The sequence below is a fragment of the Streptomyces sp. NPDC102259 genome, from assembly GCF_044766465.1.
In the GTDB taxonomy this organism is placed as follows: Bacteria; Actinomycetota; Actinomycetes; order Streptomycetales; family Streptomycetaceae; genus Streptomyces.
In genome coordinates this window covers 58,578-76,813 of the sequence record NZ_JBIWMA010000030.1, presented here as the reverse complement: position 1 = coordinate 76,813, position 18,236 = coordinate 58,578, and the positions used below count along the sequence as shown (strand labels likewise).

General features: G+C 68.5%; 16 protein-coding genes and 2 pseudogenes. 2 read left to right on the top strand and 16 right to left on the bottom strand.

The genetic code is table 11. From position 1 onward, the window contains the following. Positions 1-11: 11 nt before the first annotated feature. Positions 12-155 carry an ATP-dependent DNA ligase gene (locus ACIRPU_RS39520; RefSeq protein WP_403876557.1) on the top strand — a complete coding sequence of 48 codons (144 nt, stop codon included), beginning with the start codon at positions 12-14 and terminating at the stop codon, positions 153-155. A 222-nt stretch (positions 156-377) separates the two neighbouring features. Here ACIRPU_RS39520 and ACIRPU_RS39515 read toward each other — a convergent pair whose 3' ends face one another. The 6 genes from ACIRPU_RS39515 to ACIRPU_RS39490 all read right to left on the bottom strand — a co-directional run bounded on the left by ACIRPU_RS39515 (position 378) and on the right by ACIRPU_RS39490 (position 5,349). Beyond that, complete coding sequence (locus tag ACIRPU_RS39515; protein WP_403876554.1) at positions 378-1,349, bottom strand: aldo/keto reductase; 972 nt, start codon at positions 1,347-1,349, stop codon at positions 378-380. Between the two features lie 39 nt (positions 1,350-1,388). Then, entirely contained in the window at positions 1,389-2,480 is a 1,092-nt protein-coding gene (locus ACIRPU_RS39510; protein ID WP_403876551.1) for an aldo/keto reductase, read from the bottom strand. Between the two features lie 65 nt (positions 2,481-2,545). Next, positions 2,546-3,313, bottom strand: coding sequence for a glucose 1-dehydrogenase (locus ACIRPU_RS39505; protein ID WP_403876547.1), 768 nt, complete (start codon positions 3,311-3,313; stop codon positions 2,546-2,548). A gap of 75 nt (positions 3,314-3,388) precedes the next feature. Next, a complete protein-coding gene (locus ACIRPU_RS39500; protein ID WP_403876544.1) occupies positions 3,389-4,405 on the bottom strand; it encodes a zinc-dependent alcohol dehydrogenase family protein in 1,017 nt (338 codons plus the stop codon). Positions 4,406-4,461: 56 nt separating this feature from the next. Continuing rightward, positions 4,462-4,866, bottom strand: coding sequence for a cupin domain-containing protein (locus tag ACIRPU_RS39495; protein ID WP_403670362.1), 405 nt, complete (start codon positions 4,864-4,866; stop codon positions 4,462-4,464). 159 nt (positions 4,867-5,025) lie between these two features. Further along, positions 5,026-5,349: a carboxymuconolactone decarboxylase family protein gene (locus ACIRPU_RS39490; RefSeq protein WP_403876541.1), complete on the bottom strand. Its 324-nt coding sequence runs from the start codon at positions 5,347-5,349 to the stop codon at positions 5,026-5,028. Positions 5,350-5,578: 229 nt separating this feature from the next. Here ACIRPU_RS39490 and ACIRPU_RS39485 point away from each other — a divergent pair, with 229 nt between their 5' ends. Further along, positions 5,579-6,481: a helix-turn-helix transcriptional regulator gene (locus ACIRPU_RS39485; protein WP_403876538.1), complete on the top strand. Its 903-nt coding sequence runs from the start codon at positions 5,579-5,581 to the stop codon at positions 6,479-6,481. Between the two features lie 29 nt (positions 6,482-6,510). Here ACIRPU_RS39485 and ACIRPU_RS39480 read toward each other — a convergent pair. The 10 genes and pseudogenes from ACIRPU_RS39480 to ACIRPU_RS39435 all read right to left on the bottom strand — a co-directional run. Further along, a pseudogene (locus ACIRPU_RS39480) lies at positions 6,511-6,696 on the bottom strand (transposase); the annotation flags it as partial. Between the two features lie 118 nt (positions 6,697-6,814). Continuing rightward, positions 6,815-8,286 (bottom strand): annotated as a pseudogene (locus ACIRPU_RS39475) (UvrD-helicase domain-containing protein). Then, positions 8,283-8,765: a hypothetical protein gene (locus tag ACIRPU_RS39470; RefSeq protein ID WP_403876535.1), complete on the bottom strand. Its 483-nt coding sequence runs from the start codon at positions 8,763-8,765 to the stop codon at positions 8,283-8,285. Before ACIRPU_RS39470 ends, ACIRPU_RS39475 begins: the two are co-directional and overlap by 4 nt. Continuing rightward, complete coding sequence (locus ACIRPU_RS39465; protein ID WP_403876532.1) at positions 8,762-9,559, bottom strand: DUF6083 domain-containing protein; 798 nt, start codon at positions 9,557-9,559, stop codon at positions 8,762-8,764. Before ACIRPU_RS39465 ends, ACIRPU_RS39470 begins: the two co-directional genes overlap by 4 nt. Before the next feature lie 200 nt (positions 9,560-9,759). Further along, on the bottom strand, positions 9,760-10,857 hold the full coding sequence (locus ACIRPU_RS39460; protein ID WP_403876529.1) for a right-handed parallel beta-helix repeat-containing protein: 1,098 nt from the start codon (positions 10,855-10,857) through the stop codon (positions 9,760-9,762). An 89-nt stretch (positions 10,858-10,946) separates the two neighbouring features. Further along, positions 10,947-13,004 (bottom strand): immunoglobulin-like domain-containing protein, encoded by a 2,058-nt coding sequence (locus tag ACIRPU_RS39455; RefSeq protein WP_403876526.1) that lies wholly within the window; start codon positions 13,002-13,004, stop codon positions 10,947-10,949. A gap of 95 nt (positions 13,005-13,099) precedes the next feature. Continuing rightward, positions 13,100-14,623, bottom strand: a complete 1,524-nt coding sequence (locus tag ACIRPU_RS39450; protein WP_403876523.1) for an alpha-N-arabinofuranosidase — start codon at positions 14,621-14,623, stop codon at positions 13,100-13,102. A 186-nt stretch (positions 14,624-14,809) separates the two neighbouring features. After that, positions 14,810-16,426: a family 43 glycosylhydrolase gene (locus ACIRPU_RS39445; RefSeq protein WP_403876520.1), complete on the bottom strand. Its 1,617-nt coding sequence runs from the start codon at positions 16,424-16,426 to the stop codon at positions 14,810-14,812. Continuing rightward, positions 16,423-17,328, bottom strand: a complete 906-nt coding sequence (locus ACIRPU_RS39440; protein ID WP_403876517.1) for a carbohydrate ABC transporter permease — start codon at positions 17,326-17,328, stop codon at positions 16,423-16,425. The genes ACIRPU_RS39445 and ACIRPU_RS39440 overlap by 4 nt, the downstream gene beginning before the upstream one ends. Beyond that, entirely contained in the window at positions 17,328-18,212 is an 885-nt protein-coding gene (locus tag ACIRPU_RS39435; protein WP_403876514.1) for a carbohydrate ABC transporter permease, read from the bottom strand. The genes ACIRPU_RS39440 and ACIRPU_RS39435 overlap by 1 nt, the downstream gene beginning before the upstream one ends. Between the last annotated feature and the right edge of the window lie 24 nt (positions 18,213-18,236).

Sequence of the window (18,236 nt, the reverse complement as noted above, 5' to 3'; positions counted from 1 at the left end):
ACGTCACGCTGGTGGAACCCGAGCTGGTGGTGGAAGTCGGCGTCGACGTCGCCCGTGACGCCTCCGGCCAGTGGCGCCACCCCGCACGCCTGCACCGCTCCCGCCCCGACCTCTCCCCCGCCGACCTCCCCCGCATGACGGCGCCGCCGCGCTGACGGCCGATCTCGGTAGCGTTCGCGCCGCGCCGCCATCAGTTGGTGCCACAGATCCGTTGACTAGACGCTCCTCCCGGACAGCGCCCGCACGAACAGAGAATGGTGAGCTGTCCCGGATGGAAAACGGACCGGTGAGTCCTGGCTGTCGTGGCCGGGGCTTTGCCGCAGATGCTCCGGACACGGGCCCCTCGGGCGGGGCACCGTGCCTGAGCGGCCCTGTGCTCAGAACCAGGACGGTCCGGCGTTGGTGTAGGGCTCTTCCAGAGCGGCCGCCTCCTCGTCCGACAGCCGCAGTTCGAGCGCATCGACGGCCTGAGGCAAGTGGTGGGGCTTGGTGGCACCCACGATGGGGGCGGAGACCAGGGGGTTGCGCAGTACCCAGGCCAGTGCGACGTGGGCCATGCTGACGCCGCGGGCCTCGGCGAGCTGCTGTACGGCGTTGATGACCGGCTCGTCGTGCGGGCTGTCGAAGGACTGCACGACGTGGTCGGTGCGGGAGCGGGTGCTCTGCTCGCCGGCGGGGCGGGCGAGGCGGCCCTTCCCGTTCGGCGAGTAGGGCACCAGTCCCACGCCCATGTCGGCGCACATGGCCATCAGTTCCGGCTCGTCCTGGCGGCGCAGGAGGTTGTACTGGTTCTGCATGGAGACGAAGCGGGTCCATCCGCCCAGGTCGGCGGCGTGCTGGAGCTTGGCGAACTGCCAGGCGTACATCGACGAGGCGCCGATGTAGCGGACCTTGCCGGCCTTGACGACGTCGTGCAGTGCCTCCATCGTCTCTCCGGCGGGTGTCCCGTCGTCGAAGCGGTGGATCTGGTAGAGGTCGATGTAGTCCGTGCCCAGCCGGGACAGTGAGGCATCGACCTGTTCGAGGATTGCCTTGCGGGACAGGCCCTCGCCGCCGGGGCCGTCGTGCATCTTCCCGCGGACCTTGGTGGCGAGCACGATGTCCTCGCGCCGGGAGTATTCGCGGATGGCGCGGCCGACGATTTCCTCCGAGGTGCCGGCCTGGTAGACGTTGGCGGTGTCCCAGAAGGTGATGCCCAGCTCGGTTGCCTGCTGGAAGAACGGGGCGGCTTTGTCCTCGGTCAGCGCCCACGGATGGGCACCGGCCACGGTCGGGTCGCCGTAGCTCATGCAGCCCAGGGCGAGCCGGCTGACCTTCAGTCCGGTGGCGCCGAGGCGGACGTACTTCATGGCGAATCTCCCTTTCGCGTGCTTCCGTCCGTGCACGGCTCAGTGCTGTCGGGGGCCGCCGGAATCGGCGTGCTCCTGGATGAGGGCGCTGAGGGCCTCGGGGTCGTTGGGGGTGCGGTCGCGCTGGGCGGAGCCGAAGGCGCCGTAGGGGTAGGGCGCCGGGTTCGGGTCGCTGGCGGTGTCGAGCGCCTCGACGGAGTCCGGGTCCAGGCGCAGGTCGGCGGCGGTGAGGTTGCCGGCGAGTTGTTCCAGGGTGCGGGCGCCGACGATGGCGGAGGTGACGCCGGGGCGGTTGATGACCCAGCTGAGGGCGGCCTGGGCGGGGGTGACGCCGTTGTCCTCGGCGACCCTGCGCAGGGCGTCGACGGAGTCCCAGGTGCGGTCGGAGTGCTCGTAGTTGGAGGAGGTGTACTGGTAGAGGGGGTGGTCCTGGCCGGCCCTGGTGTCGGAGGGCCGCTGCGCGCCGCGCTGGTACTTTCCGGTGAGGAATCCGCTCGCGAGCGGGGACCAGGCCAGGATGCCGAGTCCGTTGTGGAGGGCGGCGGCTGCCATCTCCCATTCCGTCTGGCGGGTGGCCAGGTTGTACTGGGCCTGGAGCGTCACCGGCACCGGGTAGCCGTGCGCCTGCGCGGTCGAGACGGCGAGCTGGAGCTGCCAGCCGGTGAAGTTGGACAGGCCGACGTAGCGGATCTTTCCCGCGCGGACGGCCGAGTCGAGGAAGGACAGTGTCTCCTCGATCGGTGTCAGGGGGTCCCACGCGTGGAGCTGGTAGAGGTCGACGGTGTCGACTGCCAGCCTGCGCAGGGAGGTTGTCAGCGCCCGGTCCAGGTGGCGGCGGGAGGTTCCGGCTTCGTTGGGGTCGGTGCCGGTGCGGGTCCGGCCCTTGGTGGCGATGACGACGCGGTCGGTGACTTCGCGCGGGCGGGCGGCGAGCCACCTGCCGACGGTCTCCTCGGCCACTCCGCCGTTGTAGACGTCGGCGGTGTCGAGCAGATTGCCGCCGGCGTCGAGGAAGGCGTCCATCTGCGCGAATGCCTCCTCCTCGGGTGTCTCCGGGGTCCCGAAGTTCATCGTGCCCAGGGACAGGTTGGACACCAGGGTTCCGCTGGCGCCGAGACGGCGGTACTCCATGACGCTGGCTCCTTGCGTGACGCTGCCGGGGCGGCCGCCCCGGGGACATTTGCCGGGTGGTGGTGTCAGTGGGTGGTGTAGCCGCCGTCGACGGGCAGGGCGACGCCGATGACGAAGCTGGCGGCGTCGCTGCACAGCCATACGGCAGCGGCGGCGACTTCTTCGGCCTTGCCGAGGCGGCCGATCGGCTGCTGCTTCATGATCTCGGCCATGGCCTCGGCCTGGCCTTCGAGCATGTCCGAGACCATCGGGGTGTCGATCACGCCGGGGCAGATCGCGTTGATCCGGATGCCCTTGGGGGCGTATTCGACCGCGGCGCTCTTGGTCAGACCGATCACGCCGTGCTTGGAGGCGTGGTAGGCGGCCCGTTCGGGCAGGCCGACCAGCCCGCCCAGGGAGGAGCAGTTGACGATCGCGCCCGAACCCTGGGTCCGCATCTGGCGCAGCTCGTGTTTCTGGGCGGCCCACACGCCGCGCAGGTTGACGGCGTTGACGCGGTCGAACTCCTCGGCGCTCTCATCGGCGGCGTCCGACGGCGGGGCCTGGATGCCGGCGTTGTTGAACGCCATGTCCAGGCGGCCGAAGGTGTCCACCGCGCGGTCCACCGCGGCGGCGGCCTGGGCCTCGTCGGTGACGTCGCAGGCAACGCCGATGGCCTGGTGGCCGGCGTCGGTGAGTTCCTTGGCCGCGTTCTGGACGGCGTCCTTGTTGAGGTCGGCCAGGACGACGGCGGCACCGGCCTGGGCGAAGGCGCGGGCGGTGGCCAGGCCCATGCCGGAGGCGGCACCGGTGACCAGGGCGACCTGGCCTTCGAAGTCATACTGCGGGTTCATGGGAGGGTTCCGTTCTCCGGGACGGTGGGGGTGCCGCCCGGGGTGCTGGGAGATGCGGGGTGCCTGGGCGTCGTGTCAGGGGCGCAGGAGTGCCTTGATGGCGCGGCGCTCGTCCATGGCCTTGTAGCCTTCGGCGGCCTTCTCCAGGGGAAGTTCGAGGTCGAAGACCTTGCCGGGGTTGATCCGGCCGTCCAGGACGCGCTGGATGAGGTCGGGCAGGAACTCCCGGACGGGGGCGGGGCCGCCGCGCAGGGCGACGTGGGAGAAGAACAGCTCTTCCCCGTTGATCTGCACGCCGTGGGGGACGCCGACGAAGCCGACGTTGCCGCCGGGGCGGGTGGAGTGAAGAGCCTGCTGCATGGAGTCGGGGGTGCCCACGCACTCCAGCACGGCGTCGGCGCCGATGCCGCCGGTCAGTTCCTTGACGCGGGCTACGCCCTCGTCGCCGCGTTCGGCGATGATGTCGGTGGCGCCGAACTCGCGGGCCAGTTTCTGGCGCGACTCGTGGCGGGACATGGCGATGATCCGCGTCGCCCCGAGTTCCTTGGCGGCGATGACCGCGCAGAGTCCGACCGCGCCGTCCCCGACCACGGCGACGGTGTCGCCGGGCTTCACCTCCGCGGCCACAGCCGCGTACCAGCCGGTGCCCATGACATCGGAGCAGGCCAGCAGGCTGGAGATGTGCTCGTCCGCAACGTCCCCGGGGACGTGGACGAGGGTGCCGTCGGCGAGCGGGACGCGAACGTACTCGGCCTGGGCGCCGCCGACGAACTCGCGGTGCAGGCAGTTGGTCTGGTAGCCGTTTTCGCAGTTGGGGCAGGTGTTGTCGGAGGCGAAGAACGAGCCGACGACCAGCTGGCCGGGCTTGATGCCGCTCACGTCGCTGCCGACTTCTTCCACGATGCCGACGTATTCGTGGCCGCCGGGTGTGGGCTCGGCGACTTCGTTGATGCCGCGGTAGTCCCACAGGTCCGAGCCGCACACACAGGTGGCGACGGTGCGGATCACTGCATCGGTGGGCTGCTGGACGGCGGCCTGGGGGCGGTCTTCGACGCGGACGTCGCGGGGGGCGTAGAGGACGGTTGCGCGCATGATTGTCTCCGTATCTCGCGAGACGGGCGGGTGGGCTGTGAGGCAGTGCGAATGGTTCAGGAGGTGCGGGCGAGGCGGCGGGGACCGGTGTACTCCGCGTCCGTGACGTGTTCGAGCCAGTCGACCTTGTCGCCCTCCCACAGCGCGATGTGGCTCATGAACCGGTCGGGGGCAGCACCGTGCCAGTGCTCCTCACCGGCCGGGGTGAAGACCACATCCCCGGGGCGGGCCTCGACGATCTCGCCACCGCGGGACTGGATCAGGGCGATGCCCTCCACGATGTAGAGCGTCTGCCCCAGGCCGTGGGAGTGCCAGGCCGTGCGCGCACCGGGTGCGAAGCGCACCATGTTGGCCCGTGCACGGGAAGGGTCCTCACCGCGGTAGATGACGTCCGCCCAGGCATCCCCGGCGAACATCTCGGCAGGCAGCTTCGCCGTCGCCGGCGGCTGGATGATCTCCATGATCGTTCTCCTTGACTGCATACGGGCGCGGCACGGCCACGCACAGGTGACGGGTACGGGGGGGCTCAGGCAGGAGCGGTGTGCACCGCTACCGGTGATGCCGCTACGCCCGGCGGCTGGTTCAGGGCCTTGGGGGCTCTCGCCGCCCGCCATCGGTCCCTAGGACGCGAGCACGTCACGGGCGACGGTGAGCGCGGACATGGCCTTGGGCCATCCGGCGTAGAACGCCAGGTGCGTGATCGTCGCGATCAGTTCCTTGTCACTGACCCCGTTTTCCCGGGCCTTGCCCAGGTGGAAGGCCAGCTGCTCGCTGCTGCCGCTGGTGATCAGGCTGGCCACCGTGACCAGGCTGCGTTCCCGCGCGGGCAGGTCCCGGTCCTCCCACACCTGCCCGAACAGCACGTCCTCGCTGTAACCGGCCAGTGCCGGAGCGATGTCCCCGAACTGCTGACGCGGTCCCCCGGGCTTCTTGTCCTCCGCCATGATCGGCTCCTTACCGTGTGGATGCCCGCGCGTGCACCCACAGGGGCGGGGAACGGGCACCGCTCTCCATTGCCTCCCTCAGCCGGGACGTGCGCCACCGGGCGGACGGGCGGGCCTTTGCTGGCCTGCTACCGATGAAACGGCAGGTCACGAGCGCGCGGAAGGACCTGTTGATACGTGTACTGGCAGTACACCCCACGGCCGGACAAGCCGTCGTAGCCTCGAAGACATGGACAACCGAAGCGAGGTACGCGAGTTCCTCACCAGCCGCCGCAGCAAAATCACACCCCAGCAGGCAGGGCTCCCCGCCACAGGCACCCGCCGGGTGAAAGGGCTGCGCCGCGAGGAGGTCGCGACGCTCGCCGGCGTCAGCGCCGAGTACTACGCCCGCCTGGAGCGCGGCAACCTCTCCGGCGTCTCCGAAGCTGTCCTGGACTCCCTGGCCCGCGCGCTGCAGCTCGACGAATCCGAGCGCGCCCACCTCCTGGACCTGGCCCGAACCGCCAGTACGACCCGCCGGCCCGCACGCCGCCGCACCGCACAGCCGATCCGGCCCGCGCTACAACAGCTGCTGGACGCGATGACCGAGGTGCCTGCCTTCATCCGCAACGGCCGCCTCGACATCCTGGCAGCCAACCGACTCGGCAAAGCCCTGTACTGGCCTGTGTTCCAGGACCCGGCCCGGCCGGTCAATCTCGCCCGGTTCCAGTTCCTCAACCCCGGCGCGGCCCAGTACATGACCGAACTGGACTACCAAAGGGCCGCGTCGGCGGCCCTGCTGCGCACCGAGGCCGGACAGGACCCCTACAACCGCGAGCTCAGCGACCTGATCGGTGAACTCTCCACCCGCAGCGAAGACTTCCGCACACTGTGGGCCGCACACGACGTGCGTCTGCACCGCACCGGCCTCAAACGCTTCCACCACCCCGCTGTCGGCGACCTCACCCTCGCCTTCGAGGGCCTGCCCATCCCGAACGACCCGGGCCTCACCCTCACCGCGATGAGTGCCGAGCCCGGCACCGCATCACACGATGGACTCCGGCTTCTGGCCAGCTGGGCCGCCACCCTCGATCACAGCGAGCAGCCGAACACCGAACTCACCAGCGGCCGGCCCAGCACGCACCAGACCTGAGCGGGCCCTCGCGGCCGGTTCTGTCACTCGGCCATGCCCTCCATCGCCTTGTCGGTGATCGTGGAGATGGTCTGCCTGGACACCTCGGTCAGATGTGCGCAGATCTCCCCGTGCATAAGTCCCTGCACGGACAACGACAGCACCATCTCGTCCACCCCGGTCAGCCGGCGCTGCCGCTTCTTGACAATCTGCGGCTCGACGGTCCCGGCCACGTCCAGACACTCCCGCTCCCGGTGATGGACAACGGTTCCGGTATCCCGCAGGAGGTCCTGCCGCGCCTGTGCTACCGGTTCGCTCGCTCCGACCGACAGCTCCCGCTCTGCCGCAGGACGGTCAGCATGCCGGCGGGTTTCCGTCGGGGTGCTCGTGGATCCCGGAGAGGCCGCCGAGGTCGAGGCGCCGGCGGGTGCGGGTGACGGCGACATAGGCGAGACGTGCTTCGCTGTCGCTGTTCGGTCCGGGTACAGGGCGGCCGGTGTCGTCGCGCTTGTCGGTGTCCTTCGGAGGGGTGAAGTCGTCGGCGATCTTCACGCGGGGCCATTCACGGCCTTTGGCCTTGTGGGCCGTTGACACGGTCACCTCGGCCTGTTGCTCCGGCGTGAGGTGGGCGAGGGCGGCCAGGATGGCGTCGGTGCCGTGGGTGTCGACGAGGTCGGCCAGCGGCTGCAGGTCGCGTCCGGCCGGGTCGTGGGCGGCGTAGTCCTGCAGTTCGCCCCAGGAGGGGAACAGCACCAGTTCGGGGTGGGAGAGGTGCGTCGGCCCTCCTTGAGGTCGCGGGCGGCCAGGGCCAGAGCGCGCAGGCTGTCCCCTCCCCCGGCCAGTCCCACTCGGTATCCGGCGGCCAGCAGGTCCATGACGTGGGCCATGGCGCCGACGTTGGTGCGGCACAGTACAGCGTCGGGCCGGACGAGGTGCCCGAGTTCGGTGGGCACCTGAGGGGTGCCTGTCAGGCGGATCGGCGCCTGCGCGATGGCCAGCCAGCGGTTGGCCTCCTGGGCCAGGTGGGGGCCGAAGCGGAAGGACTGCGACAAGGCGAGCTGAGTGCCGTCGAAGCCGGTCATGACGTCTTTGGCGCCGCGCCACTGGTAGATGGCCTGGGCGGAGTCGCCGACCATCACCAGCTGGGCGTGACCGCGCTGATCGAGGAAGATCTGCTCGACGACGGGGTTGGTGTCCTGGGCCTCGTCCAGCAGCAGGAAGTCGGCATCGATCTTCGGCTGAGCAAGGGCCCAGATCTTCAGGTAGTGGTCGTGGTCGAAGCGCACGGCCCCGTCGTCGGGGTGCTGCAGGTCGGCCCATGCCTTCTCGGCGAACGGCACAATGTGGGCGGCGAGTTGGGTGTGCAGGTCCTTGTCTTCCAGGCCTCGCAGGCGGGGAACGTGATGGCGGGTGATCGTCTCGTCGGCGGTGTGGCAGAAGCCGGCCACGGTGCGCAGCGTGGCGTTGGAGAGGGTCTTTTGTGAGAGGTCGCGTTCGCCGATGCGGATCGGCTTGGTGATGCCGAGGGCCTGCCCGGTCTGCCAGGCCGGGCGGCGGGGGGCGTTCAGGCGGCGGGTGTAGCGGTGGCCGATGGCGGCGTGGGCGAGGGCGTGGGCGGTCTTGCACTGCACGGTGTCGGGGAATCGGGTGCGTGCGTCCTGGGCGATGGCCCGGTTGTAGGCGAGATAGCGGCCGCGGCGTTTGGTGGTGCGGGCGAGCAGGGCCAGGGTGGTGGTCTTGCCGGTACCCGCGTCGGCCTGCAGGGCGAGGTGCTGGCCGGCGTGGAAGGCGTCGGCCGCGGCCGTCTGTTCGTCGGTCGGGTTCATGCGGGGGCTGCTCCGGGGGTGCGGGTCAGGGCGTGGCCGACGGCTGCCAGGAGGTGTGCGGGTGTGGTGTGGGCGAGCAGTTGCTGCACGGCCCGGTCGAGGCGGTCGGCCTCGTCGCTGGCGTGCTGGGCCAGCGCGCGGTGCAGGGCCAGCTTCACGAAGAGCTCCGGGCTCTGCCCCACTTCATGAGCGGCCTGGCGGATCGCGGCGTGGACGGCGGGCGGGAAGGCAAGGTTGAGCAGGACCTGTCCGTCGGTGTCCGGGTAGTGGGTGGTGATCACGTCCACGGGGAGCCGTGTGGCGAGGCGCTGTCGCAGCCGGTGCGCGGCGCGGCCGGGGCTTTTGGCTCGTACGAGGGTCATGAGGCGGGTGGTGTCGTGGTTGGCTGCGAGCGGCAGCACGCGGGCGGCGTCGCGGAGTTCGGCCGGGGCCAGGGGGCGGGCCAGGAGGATTTCCAGGGCGTGGTGCGGCATCGTCACCTCTCTCCGCTGTCGTGTGCCGGTGGATACGGCAGACCGGTACGCAGGTGCTGCGCGTGCAGGAGGGGATCAAAGACCTGCCACCCGGCCAGCGCCAGATCGGCGGCGCCGTGAACGATGGCGTGCGCGGGGCAGCGCTGGATACGCCAGCGGCGCTGTTCGGCGTGAGGCAGCCGGCTGAGGTCATAGACAGCCATCGTCTGCTCGGGCAGGACGAGTTGGCCGCGCCGGGGGCCGATGGGCAGCAGTCTCCAGGATCCGGCCGGGCCGTCCGGGGCCAGAACGGGGCGGGGGCAACGGTGGCGGTGGTTCGTCTGAGCTACGCAGCGGATGGCCTCCACGGGGCCGTCGGCGAGGTAGTGGCCCAGCAGCATCCGCACGACCGCGCGGTCGGGGCCGTCAGGCGCTGCGCTGGTGGGGGGAACCGTGGGAGTGGTGAAGACACCGGTGTCGATCAGGCGACGGGTTCGTACGGCGAGTTGACGGCGCGCCAACGCGAGGGGCGGGCTGATCCGGCAGGTGGGCGTGCGCTGCGGGCAGAGCACAGCGTGCGGAATGCGGCACCAGGCGCTGCCGTCATCGTGCGGGTGGGCAATGCCGGAGCCCAGGTGCCAGCGGCAGGAGGCGGGGACGCGGGCGGTGGCCAGTTCGGCGGGATGCAGGGCGATGGGCCGCCCGTCGGCGCGGGGGTAGAGGTCGATGCGGTTGCCCCAGTGGCGGGAGGGACCGCTCTGACCGGCGCGCAGCAGGCGGCGGTCACGAGCCTCTCCGGCCAGTTCGCTAATACATTGCAAAAATCAGCAAACCGGACCGGAGATGCCCCTCTCGTAAAGGCGCGATCAGGAACACTCGCTGGCCCCCAGTAATTCTTGTGGCCATCTACCGGGACTCGGCTGGCCGCCCATCAGAAGTTTCACACGGCCGCCGTCAAGGAGCTTCCATCAGCCCATCTTCCTGGGCATGGCATTGCCCGCCGATCCGGCCCGGCATGAGATCATCTGATGGATGTCGACGAGGAACTGATGCTGAGGTTGGTCCCGTTTCCGGACACTCTGTTGTCCCAGACGCTGCCGTTGCTGGAGTTCGAAGACGTCGAGATGCCCACCGAATTGGACGTCACCGTGTCACTGATGATGCGGAACTGGTCGACACCGGCGGTTTCAGAGTTCATGATGATTCCGGTGTCACCGTTTCCGCTCACCGTATCGCTGAGTACATCGATGTAGGTTGAGTTGGCCGCCCGGACGCCCCGGAAGTAGTTGTTGCTGACAGTGCATCCCTGCACGGTGATGTTGTCGGAGTAGGAGATGTTGAGCCCGTTCGCAGTAGATCCGTCAGACAGTGTGCTGTTCTGTATGTTGGCCTTTGACACCCGTCGCAGATAGGCGTTGTGGCTGTAGTAGAGCACGCCGCCATTGTCGTGGAAGTTGCTGCTCCGGATGGTTAGATCGCTCGTCCCCTTGACATGGAGGCCCGTGAGGCACTGGGTGATCTGGACGTTGTCGATAAGCACCAGATCATTCGAAGCGCTGATGTCCGTGAGGAAGATGCCGTAGTTCTTTCCCGGATCGCTGGCGTAGGTGCGCTGGGTGCGCGACAAGCCGCAGTCGACCTTGAAGTCCTGGAAAATGCTGTTGTTCAGCCCGCCGCTCCGGTCGTCCACCATGATCACCATGTCCGCCCCGAGGGCGTTGTAAAGGGTCGTCAGCCCCGATCCGGTCGAGCCCTGGCCCTGGATGGTCACCTTGCTGCGAGGGATGATGGGCGCGGTGATGTCGAACCTGCCGGACGCGAGGTTCACTGTCCCCCCGCCCGCGTTGTACGCCGCGTCCACCGCCGCCTGGATATCGCCACCAGGGCTTACATTGAACACGGCCGACGTCGTCTGAGTCGGCAAGGCCGGCAACGTCGCCGGCGCCCCGTCCGCGAGAGCCTGCTCTGGTGAGGCAACCAGGGAAATCGCCATCACCGTCACGGCAATGATCAGTTTTAGTACGAAGGTCGGCGCACCCGCACGGGCGGATGATCGCGATTGGATTCGATTCCGACTACCCAACACCATTGTTGGCCTCCGGATTTTCTGGTGGTTCATCGATTACATTCAGATGGCGGGTCCGGGTGGAACTGGCGAAAGACGCGGGGCGCGACTGCCCAGCCGCGAGACCACGCGGACCCGGCATCCTAGAGCGCTGGAACCTGACTGTTGTCAGTGAAGTACTCCGGCGCGTGCTCGAACTTGGTGTTCTCGAACTCCGGACTCGATTTCATCAGGATGAGGTCATTCCGGATGTTGTCGAAGACGGAGTCGCGCACAAGAACGTTCTGTGCGATCTTCCACACGCCGCCTCGGAGGTTGCCGACGAACGACGACTCGTTGATGATCACATAGTTGGGGGCGTAGGCCGGATCCTCGGTGTACTGGTTGGGGTTGTTGAAGATCTCGCAGATCATCCAGAGGGCGCTCTTCCCCACGTCCGAGATGTTCAGTTTCTGGAAGAAGATCCGCACGTCGTTGCTGCCGTCCGCCTGAATACCGTTGCCGGCTGCGTGGTGGATCTGCATGCGTTGGGTGATGACGTCCGAGGTGGAGGTGTATTTCGCGCCCTTGCCGAGCACTGGTTTCGAGAGCTGTGTGTCGGATTGCAGGATTCGGTTGTCGAACAGCCAGTAGCTGTTGTGGAAGAGGCTGCCGCGCTCGCCGTTGTACATCGACGTCAGGTGGTCGGTGAGGAGGTCGGTGGTGCGCTTGATGTGCACGCCATGGCCGGGGAAGTTCTTTACTGTGACGTCCTGAAGGGCGATGCGGTGGTGATGTGCGCTCTCCGGGTCTGCACCGGCGAAGTAGATCCCGAGGGCCCCGCCCAGGTCACCCTTGACGCCTTCAAGAGTGAACCCCTTCATCACGACATCCTGGATCTGCTTGAGCGTCGTCGTGATGGCGCTGCCCGTGCCGGTGTACTGGATCACCGTGTGATCCTGTCCGGCGCCGACGAGCGTGACGGTGCTCTGCATGTTCAGGGGGCTGGTGAGCGGGTGCACGCCGGCACCGAGGCGGACGACTCCGCCGCCGGCCGCCGCGACGCCGTCGATCGCGGCCTGGATGGACTGGCCCGGCGCGACGGGAATCTCGCGCGTGAGGACCTGTGTCGGCGGGGTGACCGGTGTGAAGGCGGTTCCCCATTTCTGGGAGATGAGGTCGGTGACTTCCCGCTCTACGGCGACCGGCCGCAGTGCGGCGTCGACCGGGGTCGCGGCCTTCGCCTCAGGGTCCCTGGGCACGACAACCTGCAGACGGTCCGTCAGGGTGACGGAACCGTCACTCACCTTGAGGTCGAGCGCGACGTCCGCGTCCGGCAGATCAGCCGTCGGCCGGGTGACCTTCCCCCGGTCGTTGAGGTTCTGGTCGTCGAGAGACGACCACGTCAGCCTCGACCCGTGTATGCCGGTTGACGGGAGTGCGACGTCATGTCTGACCGGCCCGAGGCGACGGAGGTACTCGCGCGCATCGGCGAGGTCCTTGGCGGCATCCGCTGCGTCCTTCTTGTCCCGGCCGGTGGTCGGCCTGAAGGTGACCAGAAGGGCCGGACGGTTGTCCCCGATCGAGTGGTCGTCGCTGTGGAACTGCACCGCCGCGTTCTGATCAGCTGTCCAGACCCGAAGCGACAGCCGGCCGTCACCGTTGTTCTCGCTCTGGGCGGCAGACGTGACATCGCCCTCGTATCGCACCGCACCGCGGTCGGCACGCAGCGGGGCGGTCGACCCGGCGATGTCGGTGGCTGTCGGCTTGGTGGCTCCGGTGAGGGTGAAGATCGGATCGTAACGGGTGACCTGCTCACCGTTCCACGTGTCGTCGGACACGAACGCCGAGTTCAGCTGAGTTCCGGCCGGCGCTGTCGAATCCGGCGTCGCGGTCAGGACGACCCTCGCGGAGACGACCGTTCCCGGCACTGCCGTGGGGCTGACATTGAACTGCAGGTACGACGCCTGGGAGTCGGCTGCATCAAGGCCGCCTGCGTTTCGGACGCCGAGCGTGGAGGCCCATGTGCGCTGTTGTGAGGAGGTGCCGATCGTATCGGTGTCGATCACCGGGTGGATCACCATGGTCGCGGTCGGGCCGTTCCCCGCAGCGTCCTGATACGGATCGGCGGATGCCGGGGCCGGCCCGACGAGGAGTCCGGCACCGAGAGCTGCGACGGCCAGGCCACCGATCACGGTACGGGACAGTGCCGCGTGTTTCATCGACTTCCTTCCACGCTGCCCGGCACCCGGAGTCGGGTGACGCGCAGCTCTTCTCGTCATTGAGGAGAGTTCCGCGCTCTGTGCTCTGCTGCCGGCTACGGGCGGCGGGCCAACCGGATCATGTTCCAGGACAGGGGCGCGAGTTCGGTTCGAAGCACTCCGCCGGACACGGTGGTACCGGTCGCCGGGCGAGGGGTGACCCGCTCAGGCTGGTCCAGGGTGTTGCGGGCGTCGGGGTCGGCGTCGGCCAGGACCAGGTGCTCGGTCAGGCTGTGGGCGTCGACCCCGGACAGGTCGACCTCCAGGGGCAGCGTCCGGCTCTGGCTGCGGTTGACGGCGAAGACGGTGACGGCACCGGTGTCGTCGTCGCAGACGGCGGTGGCGTGGAGCAGTGGTACCTCGCCGTACTTCGCGGTGGTGTACGTGGGGCTGTCGGCCTCGACCCGCAGTACCCGTCCGCGCCCGTGGCTCGACGCCTGGGCGAAGGGGAAGAAGGTGGTCTGCCGCCAGGCGGGACCGCCCGGCTCGGTCATGATGGGAGCGATCACGTTGACCAGCTGTGCGAGGGAGGCAGAAGTGACCCTGTCGGCGTGCCGCAGGAGGGCGATGATCAGTGAGCCGAAGACGACGGCGTCGGTCACCGAGTAGTTGTCCTCCAGCAGTCGGGGCGCCTCCTGCCAGTCCTCGACCGGGTGCGGGTTGGGCCGCTTCTGGTACCAGACGTTCCACTCGTCGAACGAGAGGTCGATCCGCTTGTCGGTCTTCAGCCGGGCGCGGACGTGGTCGCAGGTGGCGACAACAGACTCGATGAAGTGCTCCATGTCGACGGCCGAGGCGAGGAAGGAGTCCCGGTCGCCGTCGATCTCCTCGTAGTAGGTGTGCAGCGATACGTAGTCGACCTGGTCGTATGCCTCTTCGAGGACGGTGGCCTCCCAGGCGCCGAAGGTCGCGATGTCGGAGCCGGAGCTGCCGCAGGCCACCAGCTCCAGATCGGGCTGGACCATTCTCATGGCGCGGGCGGTCTCGGCGGCGAGGCGGCCGTACTCCTCGGCGGTCTTGTGGCCGATCTGCCAGGGGCCGTCCATCTCGTTGCCCAGGCACCACATCTTGATGCCGTAGGGCTCCTTGGCGCCGTGGCTGATGCGCTGGTCGGAGAGCTCGGTGCCACCGGGGTGGTTGGCGTACTCCAGCAGCCGGACGGCGTCTTCCACGCCCCGGGTGCCGAGGTTGACGGCCATCATCGGCTCGGTGTCCGTCTTGCGGCAGAAGTCGATGAACTCGCCGAGACCGAACCTGTTCGTCTCAGTGGACCGCCACGCGAGGTCCAGGCGAACCGGCCGGTCCTCGCGCGGGCCGACGGTGTCCTCCCAGCGGTAGCCGGAGACGAAGTTGCCGCCCGGGTAGCGCACGGTGGTGACGCCCAGTTCCCGGATCAGCGCCAAGACGTCCTGTCGCAGCCCGGCTTGGTCGGCGTCGGGGTGGCCGGGTTCGTAGAGGCCGTCGTAGACACAGCGGCCGAGGTGCTCGATGAACGAGCCGTACAGGCGTGGATGGACAGAGCCGATACCGAAGGCCGTATTGAGCGTGAACCGCGCGGGGGCGGTGGGGTGGTGGGACAACGTCTGCTCCTCGGGGGCAGTGCACGGTCAGGGTGAGGGTCTTGTTCGACGCGCCCGTGCGGTTGGTGGCCGAGACACTGATCAGGCAGCGACCGGGAATTTACGGCGTGCCGGAGATCAGGCCGTGTCGGTGCTGACGGCCTGGGCGCACGTGGGCCGGGACGCAGTGGACTCTGGTGCCGCGAGTCATTCCTCGCAGGTGAGGCGCCATCCGGTGAAGTCGGCGGTGAAGGACCCGTCGACCAGGTCGCGGGCGTGGATGCCGGCGAAGGCGCCCGTGAAGCGCAGTCGGGAGCCGTAGTCGTCGGACAGATGACTGAAGTCGAGTTCCGGGCCGACGGGGTGCCGTCGGCCGTCCTGCAGGATCCAGAACCGGGCCGTCGCCGCGTCGATGGTCGCGCCCAGGGTGAGGGTGGCTCCGGGTTCGACGTCTCGTAGCTCCACCTGGCGCGGCCCGTCGGCGTCGTGTTCGAGCAGGCTGAGTACGGTTCGGCCGCCGCCCTGCCACTGCTGGCCGCGCTGGGGTTCCCCGTCGGGCTCGGCCCAGGTGAGGTCGAGGGTGAGGAAGGAGACGGTGTCGTACCAGAGGATCAGGCCCGCGGCTTGTGTGAAGGTGCGGGGCTGTGCCTGGAGGGTGACTTCGACCTCGGTGTGATGCTCGGTGATGCGCTGGGCGAGCAGGCTCTGCTCCCACAGCGATTCGGGGCCGTGACGGCCGCGCAGCCGGATCCAGCCGGGCCGGCTGGTGGTGTCGGCCCAGGAGGGATCGGCGTAGCCGCGCAGTGTGGACCACGGCCACGACAGCGCCTCGGACGGAGGGCCTGCGGCCGGTGGTGGGACGGCCTGTGGGCGGGAGGGCTTCGGCACGGCGGCGTCGTCGATGTGGATGTCGACGGCGGGATGCCAGCCGCCCTGGCGGAGCCGGGGCCATCCGTCGGCGTCCCAGACGACCTGCTGGATCGCGGTCTCCCGGCCCAGGGTGCAGTGCGGGCCGTACTCGGTCTTGACGGGCCGGGCGGCCAGGTGGCTGAGGAGCCAGTCTCCTCGCGGGGTCGTGAGCAGCTCTCCGTGTCCGGCTTTCTGCAGCGGCTGCGAGGGATCGTCGCGGGAGGTGAGCAGTGGCAGGTGGTCGAGTTCGTAGGGGCCGGTGAGAGTACGGCTGCGGGCGACGCGTACGCCGTGCGCGGTGCCGGTGCCGCCCTCGGCGAGCAGGAGGTAGAACCAGCCGTCGCGTTCCAGCAGCTTGGGGCCCTCGATCAGCTGGTCGTGCTGCAGCAGAAGGTGGGTGTCGCCGGCCGGGGCCAGGGTGTCGCGGTCGAGTTCGGTCAGGACGATGCCGTCGAAGCGCCGTCCGCCCGGCCGGTGATCGGTCTGCATGTTGACCAGCCACAGCCGCCCTTCGTGGTGGAACAGCGCCGGATCGAAGCCGTGGCCGGCGACCCGCCGCGGGGCGGCCCAGACGCCGTCGACGTCGGTGGCGGTGGTGATCCACACGTCCAGGTCGAAGTAGCGGGTGCCGACCGAGCGGACGATGGAGTACACCATCCAGAAGCGTTCGCCGTCCCAGCTCAGTGAGGGGGCCCAGACGCCTCCCGAGTCCGGCACGCCGGCCAGCGAGTCTCCGGGAACCGCGCCGCGCACATGGCCCGCGTACTCCCAGCGGGCCAGGTCGCGTGAGCGGTGGATCGGGATCGTGGGGAACCACTCGAACGAGCTGGTGGCCACGTAGTACCAGTCGTCGACACGGATCATGGACGGGTCGGGGGCGAACCCGCGGATGACCGGGTTGTGCAGGACGGTCATTTCAAGGCTCCCAGGGTGACGCCACTGCGCCAGTAGCGCCGCATCGCCACCATCATGATCGCCATCGGGACGATGGACAGCAGTGCGCCGGTCAGGACGAGGCTGGTGAGGTCGACGCCGGATTCCAGGCGTTTGCCGGACCAGTTGTACAGGCCCAGGTTGAGGGTCCAGTTCTCCTCGCCGCGCAGCAGGGTGAGGGGGAGGAAGAAGGCGTTCCAGGTGTTGACGAAGGCGAGCAGGAACACGGTCGCGGCGCCGGTCGTCATCATGCGCAGCACGATGCTGAAGAAGATGCGCAGTTCACCGGCGCCGTCGATGCGGGCGGCTTCGAGGAGTTCGTAGGGGATGGTGGCCTCGGTGTACACCTTGGCGAGGTACACGCTGAACGGGTTGATCAGGCAGGGGATCAGCATCGCCCAGGGCGTGTCGACCAGGCCGATCTGGGAGAACAGCAGGTACAGCGGCAGGGTGAGCAGGGCGATCGGGATCAGGAACGAGCCGACCACGCACGCGAACACCAGGTTGCGGCCCGGGAATTCGAAGCGGGCGAGGCCGTAGCCGGTGGCGAGGGCGAGCAAGGTGCCACCGAGGGAGCCGACGCCGGCGTACAGGAACGAGTTGGCGGTCCAGCGCAGGAAGATGCCGTCCTCGTACGTGAACAGCTGATGCAGGTTGTCCCAGAGGTGCCAGCCGGAGAACCACAGCCCATTGCTCTGGTAGAGCCCCGTGCGGTTCTTGGTGGCGGCGACGATCAGCCACCACACCGGGAACAGGCTGTACAGGCTGGCCAGGATCAGGCCGAGCAGGAGGAAGCGCTGGCCGCCGCGGGTGCCTGAGGCGGGGTCGGGGCGGGTGAGGCGCCGGGCGGTGTGCGGCTCGGCACGCTCTTCGGTGAGTGTCATCAGTCGGCCTCCTTCGAGGTGATCCGGTAGAAGAGGAAGGAGGCGAGGCCGAGGATGAGAGCCAGGAGGACCGAGAGCGCGGCGGCGTAGTGGTAGTTGCCGGCGTTGAAGGCCTGGTTGTAGATGATCATGATCGGGGTGAAGCTGTCGCTGACCGTCTGCGGGGTGACGTTCCTGAAGAGCGCGGGCTCGTTGAAGATCTGCAGCATCTGGATGATCGAGAGCATGCCGGTGAGCACCAGCGCGCCCCGCACGTACGGGATCTTGATGCTCAGCGCGACCCGCAGTTCGGAGGCGCCGTCCAGGCGCGCGGCCTCGAACAGCTCGCGTGGGACGCCCTGGAGCGCCGAGTAGATGATGATCATGTTGTAGCCGATGCCGTGCCAGGTCAGCAGGTTGCCGATGGACGGCCACACCATCGACGGCGCGAAGAAGTTCCAGTCGAGGCCGAAGACCTTGCCGAGCGGCGTCAGCGGGCCGACGTCCGGACTGTAGAGGTTCAGCCACACGATCGCGGCGACCACTCCGGGGATCATGTACGGCACCAGCAGCAGTATCCGGAACCGGCCCGCGACCTTTGACGTCAGCGCGTCCAGGAACAGTGCCAGTACGAGGCTGATGAGCAGCATCAGCGGGATCTGCACGCAGGCGAACAGCACCACCCGCAGCACGGAGCCCATGAACGCCGGGTCGGTCAGGCCCTGTTGGTAGTTGTCCAGCCCGGAGAACTTCTGCGTCGAGCCGCCGAGCCCCAGCCCGGACTGCTGATCGCGGTACAGCGACTGGTAGACGGCGTAGCCGATCGGGAGGAGGAAGAGGAAGACGAAGCCGAGCTGGAAGGGCACCGTGAAGGCGGCACCCTTCCAGCGCAGGGAGCGAATCATCAGTGGTCGTCCTTGTCTGTGGCC